This is a genomic window from Micromonospora nigra (genome assembly GCF_900091585.1).
Lineage (GTDB): Bacteria > Actinomycetota > Actinomycetes > Mycobacteriales > Micromonosporaceae > Micromonospora > Micromonospora nigra.
Map to the genome: position 1 here is coordinate 4,430,385 of NZ_FMHT01000003.1, position 20,780 is coordinate 4,451,164.

At 70.5% G+C, this 20,780-nt stretch carries 16 protein-coding genes; 10 read left to right on the plus strand and 6 right to left on the minus strand.

Going from position 1 to position 20,780, the window contains the following annotated elements; translation table 11 throughout:
* Positions 1–34: 34 nt before the first annotated feature.
* Positions 35–709: a hypothetical protein gene (locus tag GA0070616_RS27725; RefSeq protein WP_139128945.1), complete on the plus strand. Its 675-nt coding sequence runs from the start codon at positions 35–37 to the stop codon at positions 707–709.
* Between the two features lie 80 nt (positions 710–789).
* On the opposite strand, the gene GA0070616_RS19290 is transcribed toward GA0070616_RS27725, so the two are convergent.
* Complete coding sequence (locus tag GA0070616_RS19290) at positions 790–1,104, minus strand: hypothetical protein (RefSeq protein ID WP_091084777.1); 315 nt, start codon at positions 1,102–1,104, stop codon at positions 790–792.
* Between the two features lie 331 nt (positions 1,105–1,435).
* Here GA0070616_RS19290 and GA0070616_RS19295 point away from each other — a divergent pair, with 331 nt between their 5' ends.
* Positions 1,436–2,203 (plus strand): DUF4352 domain-containing protein, encoded by a 768-nt coding sequence (locus GA0070616_RS19295; protein ID WP_091084779.1) that lies wholly within the window; start codon positions 1,436–1,438, stop codon positions 2,201–2,203.
* 940 nt (positions 2,204–3,143) lie between these two features.
* Complete coding sequence (locus tag GA0070616_RS19300) at positions 3,144–3,509, plus strand: hypothetical protein (RefSeq protein ID WP_139128946.1); 366 nt, start codon at positions 3,144–3,146, stop codon at positions 3,507–3,509.
* 105 nt (positions 3,510–3,614) lie between these two features.
* On the opposite strand, the gene GA0070616_RS28230 is transcribed toward GA0070616_RS19300, so the two are convergent.
* From GA0070616_RS28230 to GA0070616_RS19315, 3 genes are all read right to left on the minus strand, one after another.
* Entirely contained in the window at positions 3,615–4,019 is a 405-nt protein-coding gene (locus GA0070616_RS28230) for a hypothetical protein (protein WP_175440133.1), read from the minus strand.
* A gap of 544 nt (positions 4,020–4,563) precedes the next feature.
* Positions 4,564–4,752 (minus strand): DUF397 domain-containing protein, encoded by a 189-nt coding sequence (locus GA0070616_RS19310; RefSeq protein ID WP_091084789.1) that lies wholly within the window; start codon positions 4,750–4,752, stop codon positions 4,564–4,566.
* Positions 4,745–5,629 carry a helix-turn-helix domain-containing protein gene (locus GA0070616_RS19315; protein WP_091084792.1) on the minus strand — a complete coding sequence of 295 codons (885 nt, stop codon included), beginning with the start codon at positions 5,627–5,629 and terminating at the stop codon, positions 4,745–4,747. The genes GA0070616_RS19310 and GA0070616_RS19315 overlap by 8 nt, the downstream gene beginning before the upstream one ends.
* A gap of 215 nt (positions 5,630–5,844) precedes the next feature.
* Here GA0070616_RS19315 and GA0070616_RS28235 point away from each other — a divergent pair, with 215 nt between their 5' ends.
* The 3 genes from GA0070616_RS28235 to GA0070616_RS19325 are packed head-to-tail and all read left to right on the plus strand — an operon-like array spanning position 5,845 to position 8,341.
* Entirely contained in the window at positions 5,845–6,018 is a 174-nt protein-coding gene (locus tag GA0070616_RS28235; protein WP_175440134.1) for a hypothetical protein, read from the plus strand.
* Positions 6,015–6,266 carry a hypothetical protein gene (locus tag GA0070616_RS19320; protein WP_091084796.1) on the plus strand — a complete coding sequence of 84 codons (252 nt, stop codon included), beginning with the start codon at positions 6,015–6,017 and terminating at the stop codon, positions 6,264–6,266. The genes GA0070616_RS28235 and GA0070616_RS19320 overlap by 4 nt, the downstream gene beginning before the upstream one ends.
* Complete coding sequence (locus GA0070616_RS19325; RefSeq protein WP_091084800.1) at positions 6,263–8,341, plus strand: hypothetical protein; 2,079 nt, start codon at positions 6,263–6,265, stop codon at positions 8,339–8,341. The genes GA0070616_RS19320 and GA0070616_RS19325 overlap by 4 nt, the downstream gene beginning before the upstream one ends.
* Before the next feature lie 39 nt (positions 8,342–8,380).
* Here GA0070616_RS19325 and GA0070616_RS19330 read toward each other — a convergent pair whose 3' ends face one another.
* Both GA0070616_RS19330 and GA0070616_RS19335 read right to left on the minus strand, forming a co-directional pair.
* The gene (locus tag GA0070616_RS19330; protein WP_091084805.1) at positions 8,381–9,694 is read right to left on the minus strand and encodes a 7-cyano-7-deazaguanine synthase; all 1,314 of its coding nucleotides are present in this window, start codon (positions 9,692–9,694) and stop codon (positions 8,381–8,383) included.
* A complete protein-coding gene (locus GA0070616_RS19335) occupies positions 9,676–10,428 on the minus strand; it encodes a hypothetical protein (RefSeq protein WP_139128947.1) in 753 nt (250 codons plus the stop codon). Before GA0070616_RS19335 ends, GA0070616_RS19330 begins: the two co-directional genes overlap by 19 nt.
* 362 nt (positions 10,429–10,790) lie before the next feature.
* On the opposite strand from GA0070616_RS19335, the gene GA0070616_RS19340 reads away from it, so the two are divergent.
* Genes GA0070616_RS19340 through GA0070616_RS19355 form a run of 4 tightly spaced genes read left to right on the plus strand, consistent with a single transcriptional unit; the run spans position 10,791 to position 20,741 of the window.
* On the plus strand, positions 10,791–14,576 hold the full coding sequence (locus GA0070616_RS19340; protein WP_091084811.1) for a BREX-2 system ATPase PglY family protein: 3,786 nt from the start codon (positions 10,791–10,793) through the stop codon (positions 14,574–14,576).
* Positions 14,573–17,320 (plus strand): BREX-2 system phosphatase PglZ, encoded by a 2,748-nt coding sequence (gene pglZ / locus GA0070616_RS19345; RefSeq protein WP_091084813.1) that lies wholly within the window; start codon positions 14,573–14,575, stop codon positions 17,318–17,320. The genes GA0070616_RS19340 and pglZ overlap by 4 nt, the downstream gene beginning before the upstream one ends.
* Positions 17,317–18,618, plus strand: a complete 1,302-nt coding sequence (brxD, locus tag GA0070616_RS19350) for a BREX system ATP-binding protein BrxD (RefSeq protein ID WP_091084816.1) — start codon at positions 17,317–17,319, stop codon at positions 18,616–18,618. The genes pglZ and brxD overlap by 4 nt, the downstream gene beginning before the upstream one ends.
* On the plus strand, positions 18,615–20,741 hold the full coding sequence (locus GA0070616_RS19355) for a DEAD/DEAH box helicase (protein ID WP_091084821.1): 2,127 nt from the start codon (positions 18,615–18,617) through the stop codon (positions 20,739–20,741). The genes brxD and GA0070616_RS19355 overlap by 4 nt, the downstream gene beginning before the upstream one ends.
* The last annotated feature ends 39 nt before the right edge of the window (positions 20,742–20,780 follow it).

A 20,780-nucleotide genomic window follows, 5' to 3' on the forward strand; every position in this document is an offset into this window, starting at 1 on the left:
GGTGGGCACTTACCTGTGCTGTCCACTCCTGTCGTTGCTGATCTTCTTTGTCATAGTAGTGGCTGTTCAGAAGGGGGGTGAAGAAAACAGAAGGAGAGCTGAAGCGCAAGAAAGATTACTCCGTGAGGCCAAGCGGGAAATTGAGAGCTTGACGGGCGCAGCGAGAATAGAGCATCAATTCTCTCTGTTGACGCAGTTCTACGAGAGTGCTAGTGAGTGGTGGACTGTAGATCAGTTGTCCGCCGCTTCATCGATGAATCCGCACGTGGTGCAGGAGTTGTTGCCGAGGCTTGTTGAAATCGCATATCTGAAGAAAGGAAGTCATGGCGAGGGTTACAAGATAACTGCCCAAGGTGGGCGCGCTGTCATCAACTGGCACGAGAAGGGAAGGGCGCAAGTGGGCGACTTCATCTATGCGGCCGAAGGTTCAACGGTCAACAATAGGAGCCTCATTCAAGGCTCCTTCAACAAGGTGGAGGGCAAACTCGGCGAAGAGGTAGAGAAGGCGCTGCGGAAGATCGGCGAAGCGGTCTCTGCGTCTGGTGATGCCGAGGCGGCTGAGATGTACGCCGCATTCCTTGAGGAACTTGGGGCTGAGAAGCCTAAGAAGTCGGTTCTCCGGGTGCTGTTCGAGGGTGTCTGCGCGGCAGTACCTGCGGTGTCGTCGTTGACGTCCGCAGTGGCAGCGGTAGTCACGCTGATGAAGTAGGTCTTTGTGACATCAGTGACCGCTGACGCCAAACTCGCTCGGGCTGCGACGGCGCAATAGTCCACAGCGTACGCCGCAGGTCACTTCGGTCCCGAGCGGTACTGGTCGTCGGCGGCAGAGTGATAGGCCTCGCTCCATGCGCTCACACAGAACGCAAGGGCGATGATCATCGCGATGCCGGTGACGACCTTGCTTGAGGTGTCGAGTTCCGGGTCGGACAGACGATTGAGCCCCCAGACGGACACCGCGATCTGCCCGAGCTGGACGACTGTGGCGATGAGGTAGAGCCGCTTCGTCTCGCCCGAGGCGTGGGGCGGAATCGCGTCGAGTTCGCTCGGGACGAGGTCCGCGAAGGCGTGGCCCTCCTGCTCGTCGGCGCGATCCTTGTCGTCCACATATTCATGGTAGACGATTGATTGGGTTGGTGTACCTGAGGCTAAGACGGCCGGTGTCGGCTTTCCGACTGATTTTGAGTCGGACGGGCGGATCCGGTTGTTGGCGGATATCTGATAGAACGTTTCCTGGATGCGGCGTCCTTTTCCAGATCCAGATCCAGTCTTGACTCAACGTCTGACGGTCGGGTCGCCGGATCGGGTGCTTTCTGGGCTGACCCGTCGCCTGTTTCAGGCCACCCGGACGACTATTGCCAACCGTCAACCATGGCATCGTGCGAAGCGCTTTGCTCATTACGCGGCACCGCGAATCAAGACCGGGAGACTCCACTCGATGACGGCCCCCTACGATCCTGCCCAGAATCAGCCGCCCGCCGGGCAGTTCCCGCCGCCCCAGGCGGGCCAGTTCCCCCCGCCGCCGCCCGGCCAGTTTCCTGCACCGCCCGCCCCCAGGAAGCGTGCCGCCTGGCTGGTGCCCACCCTCATCGGTGTCGGCGCATTCGTGGTGCTGTGCTGTGGCGGCGTCACCGTGCTCAGCCTGACCGGCGGGGACGGCAAGACCGAAACCACCTCCGCCAGCAGTGGCGCTCCCGCCGACACGAGTACCGACCCTGCGGGCGCAGCCGCACCGGCGGAGAGTGCGGCGGCACCCAAGCCGGAGAAGACGACTGCGGCTCCCGAGCCGGCGAAGCCGAAGAGCCCCGGCATCGGTGACAAGGTGCGCGGCGGCGACTTCGAGTTCACCGTCAAGAGCGTGAAGTGTGGGATCTCCCAGGTGGGCAGCGAGTTCCTCAACACCAGGGCGCAGGGCACCTTCTGCAGGGTCAGCGTGACCGTCAAGAACGTCACCAAGAGCGCGCACTCCTTCCACGCCGACGGCAGTCTCACCGCCCAGGACGCCAGCGGCCGGAACTACTCGGTCGACGGGGAGGCCGGGATCTACGGCAACAGTGACGGGCAGGGTTTCCTCGACGAGATCAACCCGGGCAACTCGGTGACCGCGAACGTCTATTTCGACGTGCCGAAGGGCACCAAGCTCAAGACGATCACGCTCGACGCCGGCCTGTTCACCTTCGCCGAGGACGCCGTCGTCACCCTGTGACCGACCGTTGAGCTAGGGATGGCCAGCCTCGGCTGCCCTGCTTCCGACGCTGGCCATCTCCGATCGCTTGGTGATGTGAATAGCTCCCATGTTCCGAGTTGTCCGCCTATGCGATTAATGCCCGACAAGGTCGGGCTGCCTCCTCGACGGTCGGGAGGGCTGAATGAGCAGAGGCGAGAACGTGAGACCAACCCGGCGAATTACCGCCACCGGAGCGATGGCGATTGCCGTCGGTGCCGTAGCACTGCCCAGTGCAGCCCCGGCGCTCGCCGCGCCTGGCGACGCCAGCGCCCGTGGCGTCCTGGTGGACCTGTCCGCAGTTGTGGCCGGCGAGCCGGTGATCGCGGCCGAGGTGGTCATCGGCAGCGCTACCGCACCGGCAGGCGGGGGGCACAGACCGAGCCGACCGTGCCGCCCACGGTTGACCCGACCCAGCCTCCGACGGTCAGCCCGAGCCCGACCCTTCCCGTGACCGGCGAGAACACGACCCCGCTGTGGTGGCTGTTCGGCATCGGCACCGCGATGGTGGCCATCGGCGGCACCGTCTCGCTGATCCTGCGGCGGAGCCGCACGTCACCTGTCGCGTGACGGAAGCCCTTCGGCGTAGGTCACCGCGAGGGGTTTCCAGCCGACAGGCTGGAACCCCTCGTTGCGTCGCGCTGAGGCCCGTTTCCGCACCAGATCGAGATCACGCCTCCGGTCGGCTGACGTCTCCGCCGTGGCTGTCGTGCCTTGCCGGCGCGGTGTCGAACTCCGGGCTGTCCTGGGATGAAATGGCGGTGGACACGGCGCGGCCGCTACGCACCCTCGACCACGATCGCCGATGGTATGGGTGCCGAGCGCGATTGGTATTAGCCAGAACGGCGTGTTGCTGATCGGATTACATCTATGCAGCCGATCGGTGGAGCGTCCACGCCCGCCATTGAACGAAGGAGGCTTCGTGAAGAACCGACAGCATTCCCGCAGGTCACTGAGAGTTGTGGGTCGAGCCCTGACGGCACTGGTGCTCGCCACCGCTGCTGCCGGTTTCTCTCTCGGTGTCGCCAGTCCCGCGCAGGCGGCCAGCACCACCATGTGTTCGACCTCGCCGGTGCCCGCAGGGTGGGTGGTGACGGAGGTGAACACGAATGCGGGCGCCATCTGTGGGCCGTTCCTGTTCTTCCGAATCACCAACGATCTGTGGAACGGCATGCACATGTGTTCGGTCACGCAGCCGCCTGCGGGTTGGGTGGTGACGGAGGTGCAGACGAATGCCCGCGCCATCTGTGGGCCGTACCTGTTCTACCGCATCAAGATGCTGGGCTGACGTCTCGTACCGACGGCAGGCATTGGGCAGTTCGGTGCAAGAGGTCAAAGGAAGGGGTCTGATGGAGACAATTCAGCGACAGTCGGGCGGGGTCCGTCGAGTCTTTCACCGGTCGTTGCTGGCGGTGGCGCTCGTTGCTGCCAGCTTCGGCGTGTCCCTTACTGCTGCCAGTCCCGCCCAGGCGGCCAGCACCACCATGTGTTCGACCTCGTCGGTGCCCGCAGGGTGGCTGGTGACGGAGGTCCAGACGAATGCGGGCGCCATCTGTGGGCCGTACCTGTTCTTCCGAATCACCAACGATCTGCGGAACGGCATGTACATGTGTTCGGTCACGCAGCCGCCTGCGGGTTGGGTGGTCACGGAGGTGCAGAGGAACGCGGGCGCCATCTGCGGGCCGTACCTGTTCTTCCGAATCACCAGTGATCTGCGGAACGGCATGTACATGTGTTCGGTCACGCAGCCGCCTGCGGGTTGGGTGGTCACGGAGGTGCAGACGAATGCGGGCGCCATCTGTGGGCCGTACCTGTTCTACCGCATCAGTCGACTTGCCTGACATTCGGTCGCGACAGGCGAGGAGAGGGATCTGATGGAGACAGTTCAGCGACAGCATTCAGTCATGTGTTCTTTCTCGCCGGTGCCTGCGGGTCGGGTGGTGACGAACGCAGTGACGAGTTCGGGTGTCTGCGGGCCGTTCGTGTACTACCAGATCACCAGAGCTGCTGACGTCTGACCTGTGGAGAGTGCCGGCATACTGTCGGGACCGTCGCGAGCGGATGCGACGGTCCCGACAGCCTGGCACCGGGTTCGACTGTGCTCGCCATCCGCCACCAGACGTTGATGTAACCACTGGCCGGCCTTGATCCTGGTCGCGACGGATGTCGTTCGGCCGGTGGTGGATTAGGACCTGGGGACGCTGTCCGCCGGATAGTTCCTTCGATCGGCTGGGCGTGGTGCTTCTGGTGTGGGGGTGCCGTGTGCGATGGCGAGTCAGGGTCGCGAACGCCCACGGCTCGCGTGCGGGTCCGCCAGGGCGTCAAGTGGTCCGGGTGTGCCGTCAGCGGCGGATCGTGCCGACGAATGTGGCCCACGCGGACGCCGGGAAGGCGAGTGCCGGGCCGTGTGGGTCCTTGCTGTCGCGTACGGCGACGATGCCGGGCAGGTTGTCCGCGACCTCGACACACTCGCCGCCGTTGCCGCCACTGCGGGTGCTCTTGCGCCAACGAGCGTCGGTCAGATCAACCATGGTGGACCTCCCCGATGATCTTGTTGATCAGATGCTTCGATTGTTCCTCATCAAGGGCGAGTGAGAGCAGCCCCGACCAGACTTTCTCGTAGGCGGCCACCTCGGCGGGCCTGTCGAGGTACAGCGAGCCCGTCCACGACTCGCTGTAGACGACGGGTGGCTCGGGGGTGCTGCGGTTGCCGGGTGGGAAGCCCAGAAGAACGAACTCGCCCCCGACCGCGCCGTGGTGAGGGCCTGCGGCGAGGGGCAGGACCCGGATCGACACGTTCGGCAGGCGGGCCATCGCCAGGAGGTGGCCCAGTTGCCCGGCCATGGTTCCGGTGTCGCCGACTGGCCTGAGGAGCACCGACTCGCAGAGCACCACCTGCACCTGCGGGGCCTGCGGCAGGCGGCGGGTCAGCAGGGACTGTCGTTGCAGGCGAAGCTCGACCGCGCGCTCCCGGTCGTCGTCGCTCATGTCGGGCTGATCGATGCGGTAGATGCCCCGGGCGTAGTCGCGGTTCTGAAGGATGCCCGGCACGAGGCTGTTCTTGTAGAAGCGGAGTCTCGACGCGGCGGATTCGAGGCCGACGTACAGCTCGAACCACTCCGGGATGGCGTCGCCGTAGGCGTGCCACCACCCCCTCGCCCTGGTCTCGCTCGCCAGGGCGGCCAACGCTCGCGTCAACTCCGGATTCGTGTCGTAGAGCTGGCACATTGCGCGGACGTCCACCGCGCGCACCGAGCCGAGCCCGCTTTCGATCCGCCACACCTTCTGCCGGCTGCACTCCAGCGCCTCGGCGGCGGCGTCGAGGGTCACCCCCGCCTCGGTGCGCAGGTCACGCAGGGCCCTGCCGAGCTGGCGTCGGGGCACCGTCGACCCCATGTCATCGGTCACGCGGCTCTCCTTCCCGTTGAGTTCTGCAACATCCCGACGGCTGTTCTGAAACAGGGGAATGTTGCCCACAAATAATCGAACAGTATGAGTCGCCATTCATTGCGATGGTGGCCCTGACCTTACAAGATAGGTCCGACAACGGCGATGACCGTGGAACTCCCATTGCCCGACAATTGTCGAACGCACCTGTCATCGAGTAAGGGTGGTGCTGCTTCGTGCGCGCGTTCTTCCGATACTTCCGGGCCGGGTCGCCCCGGCCCGCGGCCTACCGGGCCGCCATTTACCGGCCGTCGAAGCCCTGGCAGGTGCGCGAGCGCCGGTTCACCCGGCGGGGCCGACGCGGCGTGGACGTCGGGGACGTCACCGAGGATCTGGCGGCCCGCCGGTGAGCCCACGATTCGTGGCGCACCTGCCGTTCACCGCCGCCGACCTGCCCGCCGCCCGGCAGTTCGCCGGCACCCTGGCCCGCTCCCTGAGCTTCCTCACCGAAGTCGACGGCGGCGAGACCACCGTGTCGGCCGAGGACGCCCAGGGCGTACGCCATCGGGTCTTCTGCGACCTGCCGCTCGATGCCGGCCGGCGGTGTGTGCGCCGCGTCGACCACGACGGGGCCTGCGCGCCCCGGCAGCGCCGATGACCGCCGCCCCCACCGTCGTCATCTGCCCCGACTGCGACGGGATGACGTTCACGCTGGATCCGTGCGCGTGCACCGCCTACGGCGACCGATTCTTCGCCGACGCCGACGCCGACGCCGACGGCTCCGCTGCCGCCGGCTCGGACGTGCCCGCGCCGCGCCGGGAGGCGTACCGGGGCTGCGAGCAGTGCCGGGGCGTGGGCAGCGTCGCGTACCCCTGTCACCGCTGCGGTCGACGCGGCCGGCGGCGGGCGCAGCTCGTCGTCACCGTCGCCAACCTCGACACCGGCGCGGTCGCCTCCCAGCGGGTCGTGCCCGGCGGCCTCGACGCCCGCCGCGACCCGGCGGGCCGCTGGGTGGTCGACCTCGCCTCCCGGGTACGCGAACTCGCGACCAGCGTCGGCGCGGTCGTGCCCGCCACCGACGTGCCGACGCTGTGGCTGGACGGGCAGTGGCGGCCCGACCTGCCTGCCGCGCGACGGTACGAGCTGGAGGCCCACGCCATCCTGCGCGCCGACCACGCCCCCTGGCGGCTGCTGCTCGGCCGCACCACCGCCGCACCCCCGGTCGACCCCGCCGCCCGGCTGGCCCGGCTCTGCGCGCTGGCCGACCTGCTGCTGCTCGACCTGGTCGTGGAGGCCCGCCGGCAGGGCGCGGGGTTCGGCTGGGCCATCCGGTACGAGGTGCCCGGCACCCCCGTGCCGTCCGGGTCGCCCGGCCGGTGCCACGGCCTGCCGGAGGCGCTGACCCGCACCGACGAGGCCGCCGCGCTCACCGGCCTCGCCGAGCGTGGCCTCGCCGCCCCCGCCCGGCTGCTGCGCCCCGGATCGCCGCGCCCGCCCGTCGCCCCGGCCGTCGACGTCGACCAGCTCGAACGCCGGATCCTCGGCGACTGCGTCGACCCGACCGGCGGCGACGAACTGCCCGGCGCGCAGGCCCTCTGGCGGGACGGCCGCTGGTGGCACACCACCCTGCGCGCCGGGGAACCCGTCGACGACCTCGCGGAACGGCCCACCGGCCAGGTCGTCCGCCGCGTGCGGGTGCCGTTGACCCGCGGCCACCAGCCACCCGACCCGCCGTGGCTCGGCGAACCCGTCGGCTGGCGGCCCTGCCCCGACTGCCGCCCCCACAACCGGCTGCGCGTCTGCACCTGCCGGCTCGGCGGGCGTCCCGCCGAACCCGACTGCCCGCACTGCTGCGGCGCGGGCCTGCGCCCCTCGGCGCTGCGCTGCCTCACCTGCGGCGACACCCACCGCCTCCACGAGGCCCTGCTGGTCACCGTCACCGACCTGCGGCACCGGGTCGTGCACCTCGTGTGGCGGGCCGGCACCCCCGAGGACGCTCCGCTGGTCGCCATCCAGCCGGGCGGCAGGCCTGTCGTCCGACTCCCCGACCGCTACCGGCTCGGTGCCTGGGCGGCCGTGCTCGGCGGGCGGCCCGAAGACCTCGCCGACGCCGACGGCGGACACGAACTCGGCAAGGGACTGCGCGACGGGTACGTCACCCTGCCCCGGGCCGGAGCCGACCCCGTCGCCGAACACGTGCGCGACGCCGGTTGGGGCGTGGCAGCCGGCCGCCTGATCGTGACGACGGCACCCCCCGACGCGCCGCCGCTGCCCGAACTGCTGCGCCTCACCCTCGGCCTCGACCTGGCCCTCGTGGTCGGCATGCACGACCTGCGCCACCACGCCGCCGACCCGTTGCTGGCCGACGGCCTGAGCTGGTCGGTCGACGTGAGACCGCGCGACGCCCCCGTCCACCCCGACGACCTGCCCTGCCGGCCGAGCCTGGAGGCCGCGCTCGCCTGGTGCTGGGAACTGCTGCCCGACACCGTCGCCGGGGCCGCCCCCGCCGACCCGGCCGCCCCGATCCCGCAGCCCCGGTCGGGGCCACGCGACCTCGACCCCGATCCCGTGCCGCACCTGCTGCGGCTTGCCGCCAGGCACGCCGGGCAGGTGGTCACCGTGCGCTTCACCCGCACCGGCTGCACCGTGCACCGGCACGACGACGACGGCGTACGCCTGCTCGCCGAAGCCCTCGACCTCCCTGCCGCTCTGGCTGCCCTGCGGCAGACATGACGTGTAGGGGAACCTGCGCTCCGGCCGCCTGGGCTGCCCTCAGAGCGACGGCGACGAGCCGGGGGACTGCCCGCCGTGCCGGGCGAAGAGGTTTCGCAACTCCTCCCGCCCCCGCACGAGGGTCCGCAGCAGGCTCGCCGTGTCCGTCTGCGGCGGGAGGGGCAGATCCGTGGTCAGGTCCCGGACGCCGAAGCTCGCAGCCAGCCACGCGCGAAGGGCGCGAAGGTGCTGCGCCTTCCTGTCGGTGGTCGGCAGGGCCCAGACATCCGTCTCGTACGGTGTGTCGTCGTGCCCGACGCCTGCCAGCAGGCCGGACTGCCGGATCAGGCAGGGGTAGCAGTGCCCACAGTGGTGCGGTCTGCTGGCACCGCCGAACTTGCAGGGGGACTGGCCGCAGCTCACCGTCACCATCAGGGCCGCGAGCGGCAGGCCGAGATCTCTGGCCCGACGACAGACCTCACCCTTGGTGGCGGGTAACAGCGGATTCTCCACCCGGACATCGCCTTCGGCGGAGTTGATGAGGTCGTTGACCAGATCCAGGGTGCGCGGATGGACGGACCGCGTGGAGCAGGCGGCCACCCGAGCGGCGGTGAGCGGAGGATTCACCGCCAACTGCCCGTTCTCGGGTACGGCAACCTGTCGGGCCCGATGGGCGGCGGCAGCGAAGACCGCAGTGGCAAGGAACAACAGCCCGCGGGACCGTGAACTCCGATCGAGTCGTACGCCGTTGGCCCGTGACTGCAACAGCACCGCCCGGTGCTCGACAGGACGGGACCTCAGGCGACGTAGGTGGTCGAGGATCTGCTCCTGGCGGCGTTTGAGCGTTGGGTCGTAGTAGGACACCAGCAGCAGCGGACCCCCGGCCTGCTGGACCCGTTCCGCCGCATAGGCAGTGGAGTCGAGACCTCCGGAGAAGAGCGACACCTCCTCGACCCGAGCGTCGTCCAGCAGCCGCCCCTGCACGCCCGGGTGCCTGGCCGCGCCGCTGTGGAAACGGATGCTCCATCGATCGGCCGTGAGTATCTCCAACAGGGCGGTGAGCGTCGGCGCGGCGTGATGCCACCGGTCCGGATCGATCACCTGCACGGACAACTCGATGGTCCGGGTCCATCGGTCCGGTGCGAGTTCGCGCCCGGAGAGCTTGTCGGCCAGATACACGGCCTTCGCGATGCGGAGAAGGTCCTGGGCCCAATCCGGCGGCGGCGGCGCGGGCGACAGATTGCGTTCGATGGCACTGCCCCTGGCCCGGAAGAGTCGATCATCGAGCGGCTGGTGAGAGGATGAGAACCGCACCCTGCCGTCGGTCGTGTAGTGGTAGGCGTACCGGCCCGTCTTCACGGCTGTGCCTCCCATGTGCCGAGCGCTGTCTCCACCGTCCGGGTCAGCAACTCGTGAGCGGTCTCCACGAGCAGGCCCCCGCGTGGGGGCCTGCTGGCAGCCTCAGCGCACGGGTCGGGCAGCACATCGAGAACATGGGCGGCCACGGTGCTGGCGACCAGTCCGGTCGGGTCGAGTGGAACCGCGAGCGACATCGCCAGCGGAACGCCCTCCGCGATGGCGGTGTCCACGTAACCGGCGACGATGTCTCCGAAGAAGAACCGGTAGATCCTGCAGAACAGGTCACCGGTAATGCGTACGGAGCCCTCGCCCGTGCGCAGCGCGGTGGTCACCGGCGAGTCGTCGGCCAGCAGTTCCTCGGCGGCTCGCCGGGCTGCCCGGCGTGCGACGGCATCTCCGACCAGCCCGCCGTCTCCGCCTACACCGGCGACGAACCGGGCAACGAACTCATCCTGGCGCTGCGGGACGGTCTCACCCGGGACAGCCACCAGCCTCGACGTGCCCCGCAGCAGATCTCCCAGAACATCGACCAGGTCGTTGCCCGCCCGGAGCGCCGCAGGGCGGAGACCTGACATGTCAGGGTCCTCGTCAAGTGATTCGGCCAGCGCCCGGCGGTACTGCAGGGCAACCTGTTCCGCCCAGTCGTGACCTGCCCCGGCAGGGCTGTCAGCCGTCCACTGCCCCAACCGGCTGCGGGCGGGCTTCCAGGCCCCACCGCGAGGCCCGGGTAACGTCGTCGACGTGCCCATCGTCACCTCGCACGGCATAGGCGGCCAACGATCAAAGCTTATGGGTACGCACAGTGTCCGTCCATGTTCTCAGGGTTGTCTGGCGACTGAGGGTGTGGCTGACCACTGGGGAGAGTGAGGCCGTTCACCGGTCTGTCGGGTTGTCGACTCTCACGCCGTAGGCATCCGATCCGATCGCCGATCTGAGCTTGCCGCTAGCCGGGCCTGACCTGGGATGCCTCGGACGTCCGGCCACAGTGGTCGGTGGGAGGGCCTGGCCGAGCCGGTCAATCAGTCCGCTTCGGGGCCAACCAAGCCGGTACCCGGACATCGGGGTCGATGGGTAGCGTGTCGGGCACCCTGGGGAGGCTGGAGGACCACCTGTGACGCTGCTGCGCGACCTGATCGACATCCCGACGTCGGTCGGTGAGGGCGACTTCGTGGTGAAGGCGGCCGAAGGTGCCGACCTGAAACGCTACGTCGTCACCGACCAGCTCAAGGAGAACTTCACCAGCGCGTTGCAGCGGATCGGCCACGCCGTCACCACCGGCCGGTCGCAGGCGATGTTCCTGCACGGCTCGTTCGGCTCCGGCAAGTCGCACTTCATGGCCGTGCTGCGGGAGATCCTGGCGCACAACCCGCAGGCCCGGCAGATCAGCGGATTGGAAGGACCCGTCGTCGCCGCCGACGCGTGGCTGCCGCAGCGGACGTTCCTCACCCTCACCCTGCACATGCTCGACGCGCGTTCCGTGGAGCAGGCGATCCTGGAGGGCTACCTGCGCCAGATCACCGCCCGGCACCCGGACGCGCCCGTCCCCGCCGTGCACCGTTCCGACGCGCTGCTGGTCAACGCGGCCGACCTGCGCGCGACGCTGGGCGACGACGCGTTCTTCGCCAAGCTGCGCGGCGGCGGCGCGGGACCCGGGGCCGGTGGCGGCGGGCTGGCCGCGCTGCGTGCCCGCGCCGAGGGCTGGACCCCCCAGCGGTACGCCGACGCCGCCGCCCAACCGCCCGGCACGAAAGACCGCGACGCCCTGGTCAGCGCCCTCACCGAGACCTTCTTCAGCGGCGCGGTGCACAGCGCCGAATACCTCGACCTGGACACGGGCCTCGCCGTCATCACCCGGCACGCCAAGGCCCTCGGCTACGACGCCATCGTGCTCTTCCTCGACGAGCTGATCCTGTGGCTGTCCGGGCGGATCGCCGACCACACCTTCGTCAACACCGAAGGTGCCAAGCTCAACAAGCTTGTCGAGTCGGCCGACGCCGCGCGTCCGCTGCCACTGGTCTCGTTCGTCGCCCGCCAGCGCAACCTGGAGGAGTTCCTCGGCCCGCAGGTCGGCGGCACCGAGCGGGAGGCGCTCGCGCACGTCATGCGCAGCGTGCAGGGCCGGTTCGGCGAGATCGTCCTCGCCGACACGAACCTGCCCGAGATCACCGAGAACCGGCTGCTCAAACCGAACGACGCCGCCGCCCGCAACGTCATCGACAACGCCTTCGCCGCCGTGCGGCACAACCGCGAGGTGTGGGACATCCTGCTGCTGGGCGCCCAGTACGGCGACGCCGGCATCGGCTCCGACGCGACCGCGTTCCGGCAGCTCTACCCCTTCTCGCCCGCCCTCGTGGCGACGCTGGTCGCGCTGTCCCAGGCGCTGCAACGGGAACGGACCGCGCTGAAGGTGATGACGGAGCTGCTGGTCGACCGGCGCGACAGCCTGCGGGTCAACGACCTGATCGGGGTCGCCGCCCTGTTCGACCCGCTGGTGCTGCACGGGGAACTGCCCGACCGGCCGAAGCTGCGGCAGCAGTTCGAGGCGGCCCGGTCGCTCTACCTGCGCAAGCTGCGTCCGATCCTGCTGACCCTCAACGGCGTCGACGAGGAGAAAGCCGCCTCCCACACCCAGTTCCACCTCGACGACAAGCTGGTCAAGACGGTGCTGCTCGGCGCGCTGGTGCCCGAGGTGCCGGCCCTGCACAACCTGACGGCGGCGAAGCTGCACGCCCTGAACTTCGGCTCGATCGCCGCGCCGATCCCCGGCTACGAGAACACCATGGTGCTCAACCGGCTGCGCAAGATCGAGCAGGACGCCGGTGAGCTGCACCTGACCGACGACCACGATCCCGTCGTCTCGCTGAAACTGCACACCGTCGACTTCGACAAGCTGCTCGACCTGGTGCCGCTCGGCGAGACCTCCGCCGGCGTACGGCAGCAGTTGCTGCGCGAACTGATCAGCGCGGAGATGGGGCTCGCCGGCAGCGAGGGCAGCCACGGCGAGCTTCAGCAGCCCCGCGACTGGCGGGGCCGGCGACACGTCGTGCAGGTCAAGTTCGGCAACGTCCGCGACCCCGACACCATGCCGGTCGCCGCGCTGATCGCTCCCGGCGAGTCGTGGCGGATCGTCGTCGACTATCCGTTCGACCCGCAGGACTACCCGCGCAGCGCCGACCGGGCCCGCATCGAGGAGCTGCCCCGGGGCTCACACACCGTCTTCTGGCTGCCGCTCTATCTGACCGACGACATGATGGGCCGGGTCGCCCAGCTCGCGAAGATCAACTATCTGCTCGGGGTCGGCGGTGCCGGGGAGCGGTTGAACACCCTCGCCGCCGACTGGCCCAAGGCCGACCGGCAGCAGGGGCGGGTCTATCTGCTGCAACGGCAGACCCAGCTCCGCGACGGCCTGATCACCGCCCTCAAGCAGGCGTACGGGGCGGCGAACCCGCAGCCCTCCGAGGTGCACGACGACACCGTCGGGGTGCTGCACACCCTGGCCGACGGGCTGCGCATCGGCGACCCGCGCGGCGGCACCCTGGCCGACGCCTTCCGCAACCTCACCGGGGAACTGCTGGAATGGTCGTACCCGGGCACCCCGGCCCTGCCCGTCGACGAGAAGCCGCTCACCCGGGCGGACCTGGCGAAGGTGTTCGAGTACGCGGGCAAAGCCGCCGCCGACCCGACCCACGGCGTCTCCGTCGCCTCCCCGGCCGACCAGAAGATCCTCCGCCGCATCTGCAACCCGCTCCAGCTCGGCGAACTCGTCGACCACCGGTACGTGCTCGACATCAGCACCTGCTTCTGGAGCCGACACCTGCTCCAGGAGGCGGCCAGGCAGGACTACCGCGACCACTTCCCGGTGCACGTGCTGCGCAAGCTGCTCGACGTGCCCAAGGCCCGCGGCTTCGACCGCGACCTGCAGAACCTGATCATCTCGGTCTTCGCCCTCGAACAGCAGCTCAGCTGGTACGACAACGGCGGGAAGATCACCGTTGCCGCCGTCAACGGGGTGGAGGACCGCTTCGAGCTGCGTCACCCCCCGATGCCCGACGACGACACCTGGAAAGCCGCCGTCCGGTTCGGGCAGCCGTTCTTCGGCGAGGTGCTGCCACTGTTCCGCAACCCCGCGAACCTCGGCACCCTCGCCAGCACCATGCGGAAGGTGGCCAGGGCGTACGCCGACGTCGCCGGGCAGCTCGTCACGCACCTCGAAAGGCACGCCGACCTCCTGGGACTGGACACGGCGGCCACCACCGGCCGGCTCGCCACCGCCCGACGGGTCGCCCACCTGCTCACCCAGGTCGCCCACGAGCAGGACGACGTGGTGCTCGTCGCCGTGGTCGCCGGGGGCGACCAGCACCTCGGCGGGCTCGACGGGCACGCCGCCAGTGGCGTCTACAAGCAGGCGCAGAAGCTGATCACCGCACTCACCACCACCCAGTGGCCGCTGGTCGCCGCGCTCGTCACCCTGGCCGACAACGACGACCGTGCCCGGCGTACGGTCGAGCAACTGCGCGGCGCGGCCCGCGACGAGCAGCACGGCTCGGACCTGGTCACGGCGCTCCAGCAGGCCGTCGGTGCCGCCGCCGCCCTGCTCGCGCAGAGCAAACCCACCGTCGACCCGGAACCGGCCGTCGACACCGGCCCGACGGCCGGCGCGACGCCGTCGGACGGGCAGCAGGCGAATCCCGAGCCGCCGCAGGTCGCCACCTCGTTCGTCATCCCCGGTCCGCGCCCTGCCGCCGACCCGATGACCGGGGTGACCACGAGCGGGACGGTGGTGGTCACCGACGACGACGAGCTGAACCGGCTGACCGAGCAGCTCCGGGCCGAGATCACCGCCGGCCGGCGGGTCGAGGTGACCTGGCGGGCGCAGCGGCAGGAGCTGCGCCGGTGAGCATCACCCGGGTGGCCGTGCGTCCGGCGGCCGTGCGTCGCAAGGTCGAGGCGTGGCTCGCCGAGCGGGACGACGCCAACGCGATCGTGCTGCTCGCCCGTCCGGAATGGACGGACGAACCTGTCCTCACCATCGACGACACGCAGGTACGGGTCGTGCCGTGTCCCACACCCATCGCGGCGCGGGCCGCACTGGCCGACCGGGCGGCACACGAGAAGCTCGTCCTGCTGACCGACCTCACCGACACCGAACTGGGCGACGGGCTGCTCGCCCACGTCAGCCTCCAGACCGGGCGCAGCGTCGACCCCTGGGATCTGGTCGGGCAGGCGTTCGGCGGCCAGGTGCAGCCCGACTCGACCCTGGTGCGTACCGGTCGATGGGTGGCCGACGCGCTCACCGAACTGGCCCCCACCGCCGGCTGGCCGCCGCCCGCCGGCACCATCCTCACCCGCGACCACGCACTGCGGCACCTCGCCGGCGCGGTCCTCGGCCTCGATCCCGACGAGCTGGACGGTGCCGGGCTGCTCCACTGGAGCACGGACGCACCCACCCAGCTGCGATTCGGCGAACTGCCCGCCGACTGGGCCGAGGGCATCGCCGACTTCCTGGTCGAGGTGGCCGGGCCGGTCGCCGTCCCGGTGCTGGCCGCCGTGCGGGCCGGACACGGCACCGACGCGATCCCGCTCGGCCTGCTGGCCGGTGTGCTCTGGCCACGCAGCTCGGCACAGACGCCGGACGTGGAGATCGCGGTGGCCCGGACCCGGCTGGAGCCGCGCTTCGGCGGCACCCGACTCACCGACTGCCAGGCCAACCTGTTCCTCGAGGCCGCCGAGGCGTGGATCTACCGGGCACTCGACGGCGACGACGCGGTGCGGCACGACGCGCACCGCATGCTGCGCCGGGCCGAGGAGATCGCCGCCGAGATCGACGTGACCGAGCGGCTGGTCGCCTCCACCCTGCTGCCGGTCGGGTTCACCCAACGGATGCGGGCCTTCGGCGCCGCGGTCCGGCTGGCCCTGCCCGGGTCCGCCGCCGGCACACCCCCGCCCGACCTGATCGGGAATGCACAGGACCGGCTCGCCGAGGTCGAAGCCCACCGGTCCGCCGACCGCTCCCGGGTGGAGACCGCCCGGATGGCCGTGCGGCTCCTGCGTTGGCTGGCGATCGGCGACGGGCGGGGACCGGCCACCATGCTCGCCGCCGTGCACCGGCAGGTGCGCGACGACGGCTGGGTGGACCGGGCCCGACTGGACGTGTTCGCCGGAGACGTCGACCAGCAGGTCGCCCAGGCGTACCGCGCGCTGCACGCGGCCGTCGACACGCGGCGCGCCGAGCACGACCGGGAGTTCGCCGAGCTGTTGCAGGACATGACGGGGGCCGAGCGGGAGCCCGGGACGCTGTTCCGGGTGGAGGACGTCCTGGACCGGGTGGTCCGGCCGATCCTCGACAACGGCCGCCGGATCCTGCTGCTGCTCCTCGACGGCATGAGCGCGGCAGCGGGCATCGAGATCGCCGACTCACTGGGGCGCAGCGGCGCCTGGACCGAGCTGACCCCCGGCGGAGGGCCCCGAACCGGGGTGCTCGCCGCCCTGCCCACCATCACCGTCGTCAACCGGTGCAGCCTGTTCAGCGGACGCATCGCCGTCGGTGACCGCGCCGCCGAACTGAGAGCCTTCACCGGCCAGTTCCCGGGCAGCGTCCTGCTGCACAAAGCCGACCTGCGCACGCCTGCCGGCCTGGCGGTCGACCCCGAGGTCGCCGGCGCGATCGACGACCCGGCCGTGCCGATGGTGGCGGCCGTCATCAACACCATCGACGACGCACTCGACCGCAGCGACCCGGGCACCATCGAGTGGAGCACCGACACCGTCAACGGCCTGCGCGACCTGCTGGCGGTCGCCCAGGACCGGGTGGTGGTGCTGGTCTCCGACCACGGTCACGTGGTCGACCGTGGCTCGGAGGCGGTGCTGCTGTCGTCAGACTCCGGCGAGAACCGCTGGCGACCGGCGACCACCGCCCCTCGCGACGGGGAACTGCTCTACGCCGGCACCCGGGTGGCGCTCGGCAACGGTCGGGTGATCCTGCCGTGGCGGGAGGAACTGCGGTACGGCCCCCGCAAGGCCGGCTACCACGGTGGTGCCACACCCGCCGAGGTCGTCATCCCCCTCCTCGTCTTCGCCGCCCAGGACGAACACGCCGTGCCGGGCTGGGCCGGCGCTCCCGTCCCCAGCCCCGAATGGTGGCGGGAACCGATCCGGCAGACGACCTCGGGCGGCTCCACCACCGTCGCCGCCCGACCCGGGGCCAGACCCAGCGGCCGGCCGGGCCGCCGGCACCGGCCACCGGCACAGGACGAGGGCCTGTTCGACCTGCCGTCGCCCACGTCCGCCGCTGCGCCACCGCCGGCCACCACACCCGCCCCGGTAGAGCCCGCCTCGGCGCTCGTCGACGCCCTGCTGGCCAGCCCCGTGTACGCGGACCGCCGTGACGCCCGAGCACCGATCCCCGACGAGCGGGTGGCCGCCCTGCTCGCCACCCTGGTCGTCGGCAACGGCCGAGCCACCCTGGACACCCTCGCCACCCGGGCCGGCATCCCGGCCCACCGGATCCACGGCACCTTCACCGCCCTGCGCCGACTGCTCCAGGTCGAGGGGTACCCGGTGCTCAGCCTCGACCCCGACGGCCGGACGGCGAAGCTGGACATTCCGCTGCTGGTCGAGCAGTTCGGGCTGGAACCATCATGACGGTCGAGGTGAGCGCCCGCCGGAGACGGGACATCATCGACGCCCTGCGGCGGGGAGCCGTGCCCGCCAACGGCCTGGACGCCCTCGCCGTCGGCCTCGACCGCTTCACCACCGCCCTCGACGAGGACCTCGACCGGGTCTCCGGGGGCGGCAGCGTCTTCAAGGCCGTGCGCGGCGAGTACGGCGCCGGCAAGACCTTCTTCACCCGCTGGCTGGGGGAGCGGGCCAAACGACGCGGGTTCGCCGTCGCCGAGGTGCAGATCTCCGAACTGGAAACCCCACTGCACCGGATGGAGACCGTCTACCGGCGACTCGTCGAACAGTTGGCGACCGAACAGTTCGCCCCGAGCGCGATGCGGCCCGTGCTGGACGGCTGGATCTTCGCGCTGGAGGAGGACGTCCTGGCCGGTGGCCGGGTCGCCGAGACCGACGCGGAGGGCCTCGACCGGGAGGTCGGCGAACTGCTCGAACGCCGCCTGGCAGACATCTCCCGGCGTACCCCCGGCTTCGCGGCGGCCCTGCGTGGCTACCGCACCGCCGTCGCCGACGGCGACCAGGCCACCGCGGGCGGGCTCGCCGCGTGGCTCGGCGGGCAACCCCACGTCGCCGCCTCCGCCCGGCGGGCGGCCGGGGTCAAGGGCGACCTCGACCACTTCGGTGCGCTGAGCTTCCTGCAGGGCCTGCTCGCGGTGCTGCGGGACAGCGGGCACCCCGGCCTGCTCGTGGTGCTCGACGAGGTGGAGACCCTGCAACGGGTCCGCTCGGACGCCCGCGACAAGGCGCTCAACGCGCTGCGGCAACTCGTCGACGACATCTACGCCGGCCGGTTCCCCGGCCTCTTCCTCCTGATCACCGGAACCCCGGCATTCTTCGACGGCCAGCAGGGTGTGCAGCGACTCGCCCCGCTGGCGCAGCGGCTCGCCACCGACTTCGGGGCGGAGCCCCGCTGGGACAACCCCCGCGCCACCCAACTGCGACTGCCCGGATTCAGCGAGGACGCGCTGGTGCAGCTCGGCGTACGGGTGCGGGAGATCTACGACAGCGGCCGGGTCTGCGACGTCGTCGACGACGACTACCTCGGCGAACTGGCTCGCGCCGTGGCGGGTCGCCTCGGCGGCCAGGTCGGCGTGGCACCCCGGGTCTACCTCAAGAAGCTCGTCGCCGACGTGTTCGACCGCGTCGACCAGTTCGACGACTGGGACCCACGTCGCCACTACGAGCTGACGCTGCGTCCCGACGAACTGACCGAGGTGGAACGCAACGCCGCCTCGGCCGACGACATCACCCTGCCGATGTGAGCGAGGAACGTCTGCTCGACCCGGTCGTCCTGCACCACGTCGTCAACAGTCTCGGCTGGTCCGACCTGCGGCCCCTGCAACGCGCGTCGATCGGGCCCCTGACCCGGGGCGACGACGCGCTGCTGCTCGCCCCGACGGCCGGCGGGAAGACCGAGGCGGCCGTCTTCCCCCTGCTGTCCCGCATGGCCGGGCAGGGTTGGACCGGCACCTCGCTGCTCTACCTCTGCCCGTTGAAGGCGCTGCTCAACAACCTGCTGCCCCGACTCGAGCGGTACGCCGGCTGGCTGGGACGCGGTGTGGCGCTGTGGCACGGCGACGTCGCCACGTCCGCCCGCCGGGCCGTGCTCTGGCAGCGCCCGGACATCCTGCTCACCACGCCCGAGTCGCTGGAGTCGATGCTGGTCAGCGTCAACGTCGACCACCGGCTGTTCTTCGCCGGCCTGCGGGCGGTGGTGGTGGACGAGGTGCACGCGTTCGCCGGGGACGACCGGGGATGGCACCTGCTCGCCGTACTCGAACGGTTGACGAGGGTGACCGGCCGGCCACTGCAACGGGTGGGCCTGTCCGCGACGGTCGGCAACCCCGACGAGCTGCTGACCTGGCTCCAGGGTTCCGGGGCAGGTGCCCGGCCGGGCAGCGTGGTCGCCCCCGAACTGGCGACGACGCCACCGGCTGCGGAACCCGCCGCGCCGCCACCCGGGCAGATCGAACTCGACCACGTCGGGTCACTCACCAACGCCGCGACGGTCATCTCCGCCCTGCACCCCGGCCAGAAGCGGTTGGTCTTCTGCGAGTCCCGGCAGACCGTCGAGGAACTCGGGCAGCTGCTGCGCGAGCGGGGCACCACCACCTTCCTGTCCCACGCCTCCCTCTCCGCCGACGAACGACGCCGGTCCGAGCAGGCGTTCGCCGAAGCCCGGGACTGCGTCATCGTCTCCACCAGCACCCTCGAACTCGGCATCGACGTGGGTGACCTCGACCGGGTCATCCAGATCGACTCCCCGGCGACGGTGGCGTCGTTCCTGCAACGGTTGGGGCGCACCGGCCGCCGGCCGGGCAGCATCCGCAACTGTCTCTTCCTCTGCCGCAGCGCGGCGGAGCTGACCAGAGCGGCGGCGCTGCTGCTGCTGTGGGGACGCGGGTGGGTGGAGCCGGTCGTCGCGCCGCCCGAACCCCGGCACATCGTCGCCCAGCAGATGATGGCGCTCTGCCTCCAGGAACACCGCGTCGGCGACCGGCTCTGGCCGACGGCGTGGAACGGGTTGGGACCCTTCGGACCCGGCGCCGAGCCGATCGTCCGTCACCTCGTCGACCAGGGATATCTCGATGGCGACGGTGGGCTGCTGTTCATCGGCCCGGAGGCGGAACGGCGCTTCGGTCGTCGGCATTTCACGGAGATGACAGCGGTCTTCACCGGCCCGCCCGAGTTCACCGTGCTGCACGGCCGGACCGAACTGGGCCGGGTCGACCCGAGCCTGCTCACCGAGGAGGTACCCGGGGAACGGCGGCTTCTGCTCGGCGGACGCGGCTGGCGGGTGACGTACGTCGACTGGCGTCGTCGCCGGTGCTTCGTCGAGCCGGCGGACGGGGGTGGGCGGGCCCGCTGGACCTCGTCGGGCTGGGTCGGCTCGGGGCATGCGTTGACCCGCGCGATGCGCGACGTCCTCCTCGGCGCGGATCCACCGGTCCGGCTGACCGCTCGGGCGAAGACCCGGCTGGCAGCTGAACGGGACGAGCGGTCGGCGCTGGTACACCCGGGCGGCAGCCTGATCGTTCGCACCGACCGCGGAGACCTGCTGTGGTGGACCTGGGCCGGTCTGCGGGCGAACGCGACGTTGACGGCGACCCTCGGCGAGGTCGTCGACCCCGTGCAGCGCTTCGATGACCACGCCATCCGGCTCCGCGAGAACCTGACGCCGCGCGAGTGGCGGTCCCTGGTCGCCGACGCCGCGCACCGACTGTGCCTACCGGAGGTGAATGACCGGGCCCTCGCCGGGTTGAAGTTCAGCGCCGCCCTGCCGGAACGCCTGGCGCGGGCCACCCTCGCCGCCCGCCTCGCGGACCTCCCCGCAGCGGCGGCCGTCCTGGACGAACCCGTCCGGTTTGTCACCGTCTCCCGCTGACGCGGCGCAGAAGCGTGGAGATCTTGGTGAGAAACAGCC

Coding starts and splice junctions, on each gene's coding strand:
- GA0070616_RS19295 (WP_091084779.1), top strand. CDS start 1,436: ATGACGGCCCCCTACGATCCTGCCCAGAATCAGCCGCCCGCCGGGCAG.
- GA0070616_RS28230 (WP_175440133.1), bottom strand. CDS start 4,019: ATGGCGCCCGCATTCGTCTGCACCTCCGTGACCACCCAACCCGCAGGC.
- GA0070616_RS19310 (WP_091084789.1), bottom strand. CDS start 4,752: ATGGTTGATCTGACCGACGCTCGTTGGCGCAAGAGCACCCGCAGTGGC.
- GA0070616_RS19325 (WP_091084800.1), top strand. CDS start 6,263: ATGACCGCCGCCCCCACCGTCGTCATCTGCCCCGACTGCGACGGGATG.
- GA0070616_RS19330 (WP_091084805.1), bottom strand. CDS start 9,694: ATGGGAGGCACAGCCGTGAAGACGGGCCGGTACGCCTACCACTACACG.
- GA0070616_RS19335 (WP_139128947.1), bottom strand. CDS start 10,428: ATGGGCACGTCGACGACGTTACCCGGGCCTCGCGGTGGGGCCTGGAAG.
- brxD (WP_091084816.1), top strand. CDS start 17,317: ATGACGGTCGAGGTGAGCGCCCGCCGGAGACGGGACATCATCGACGCC.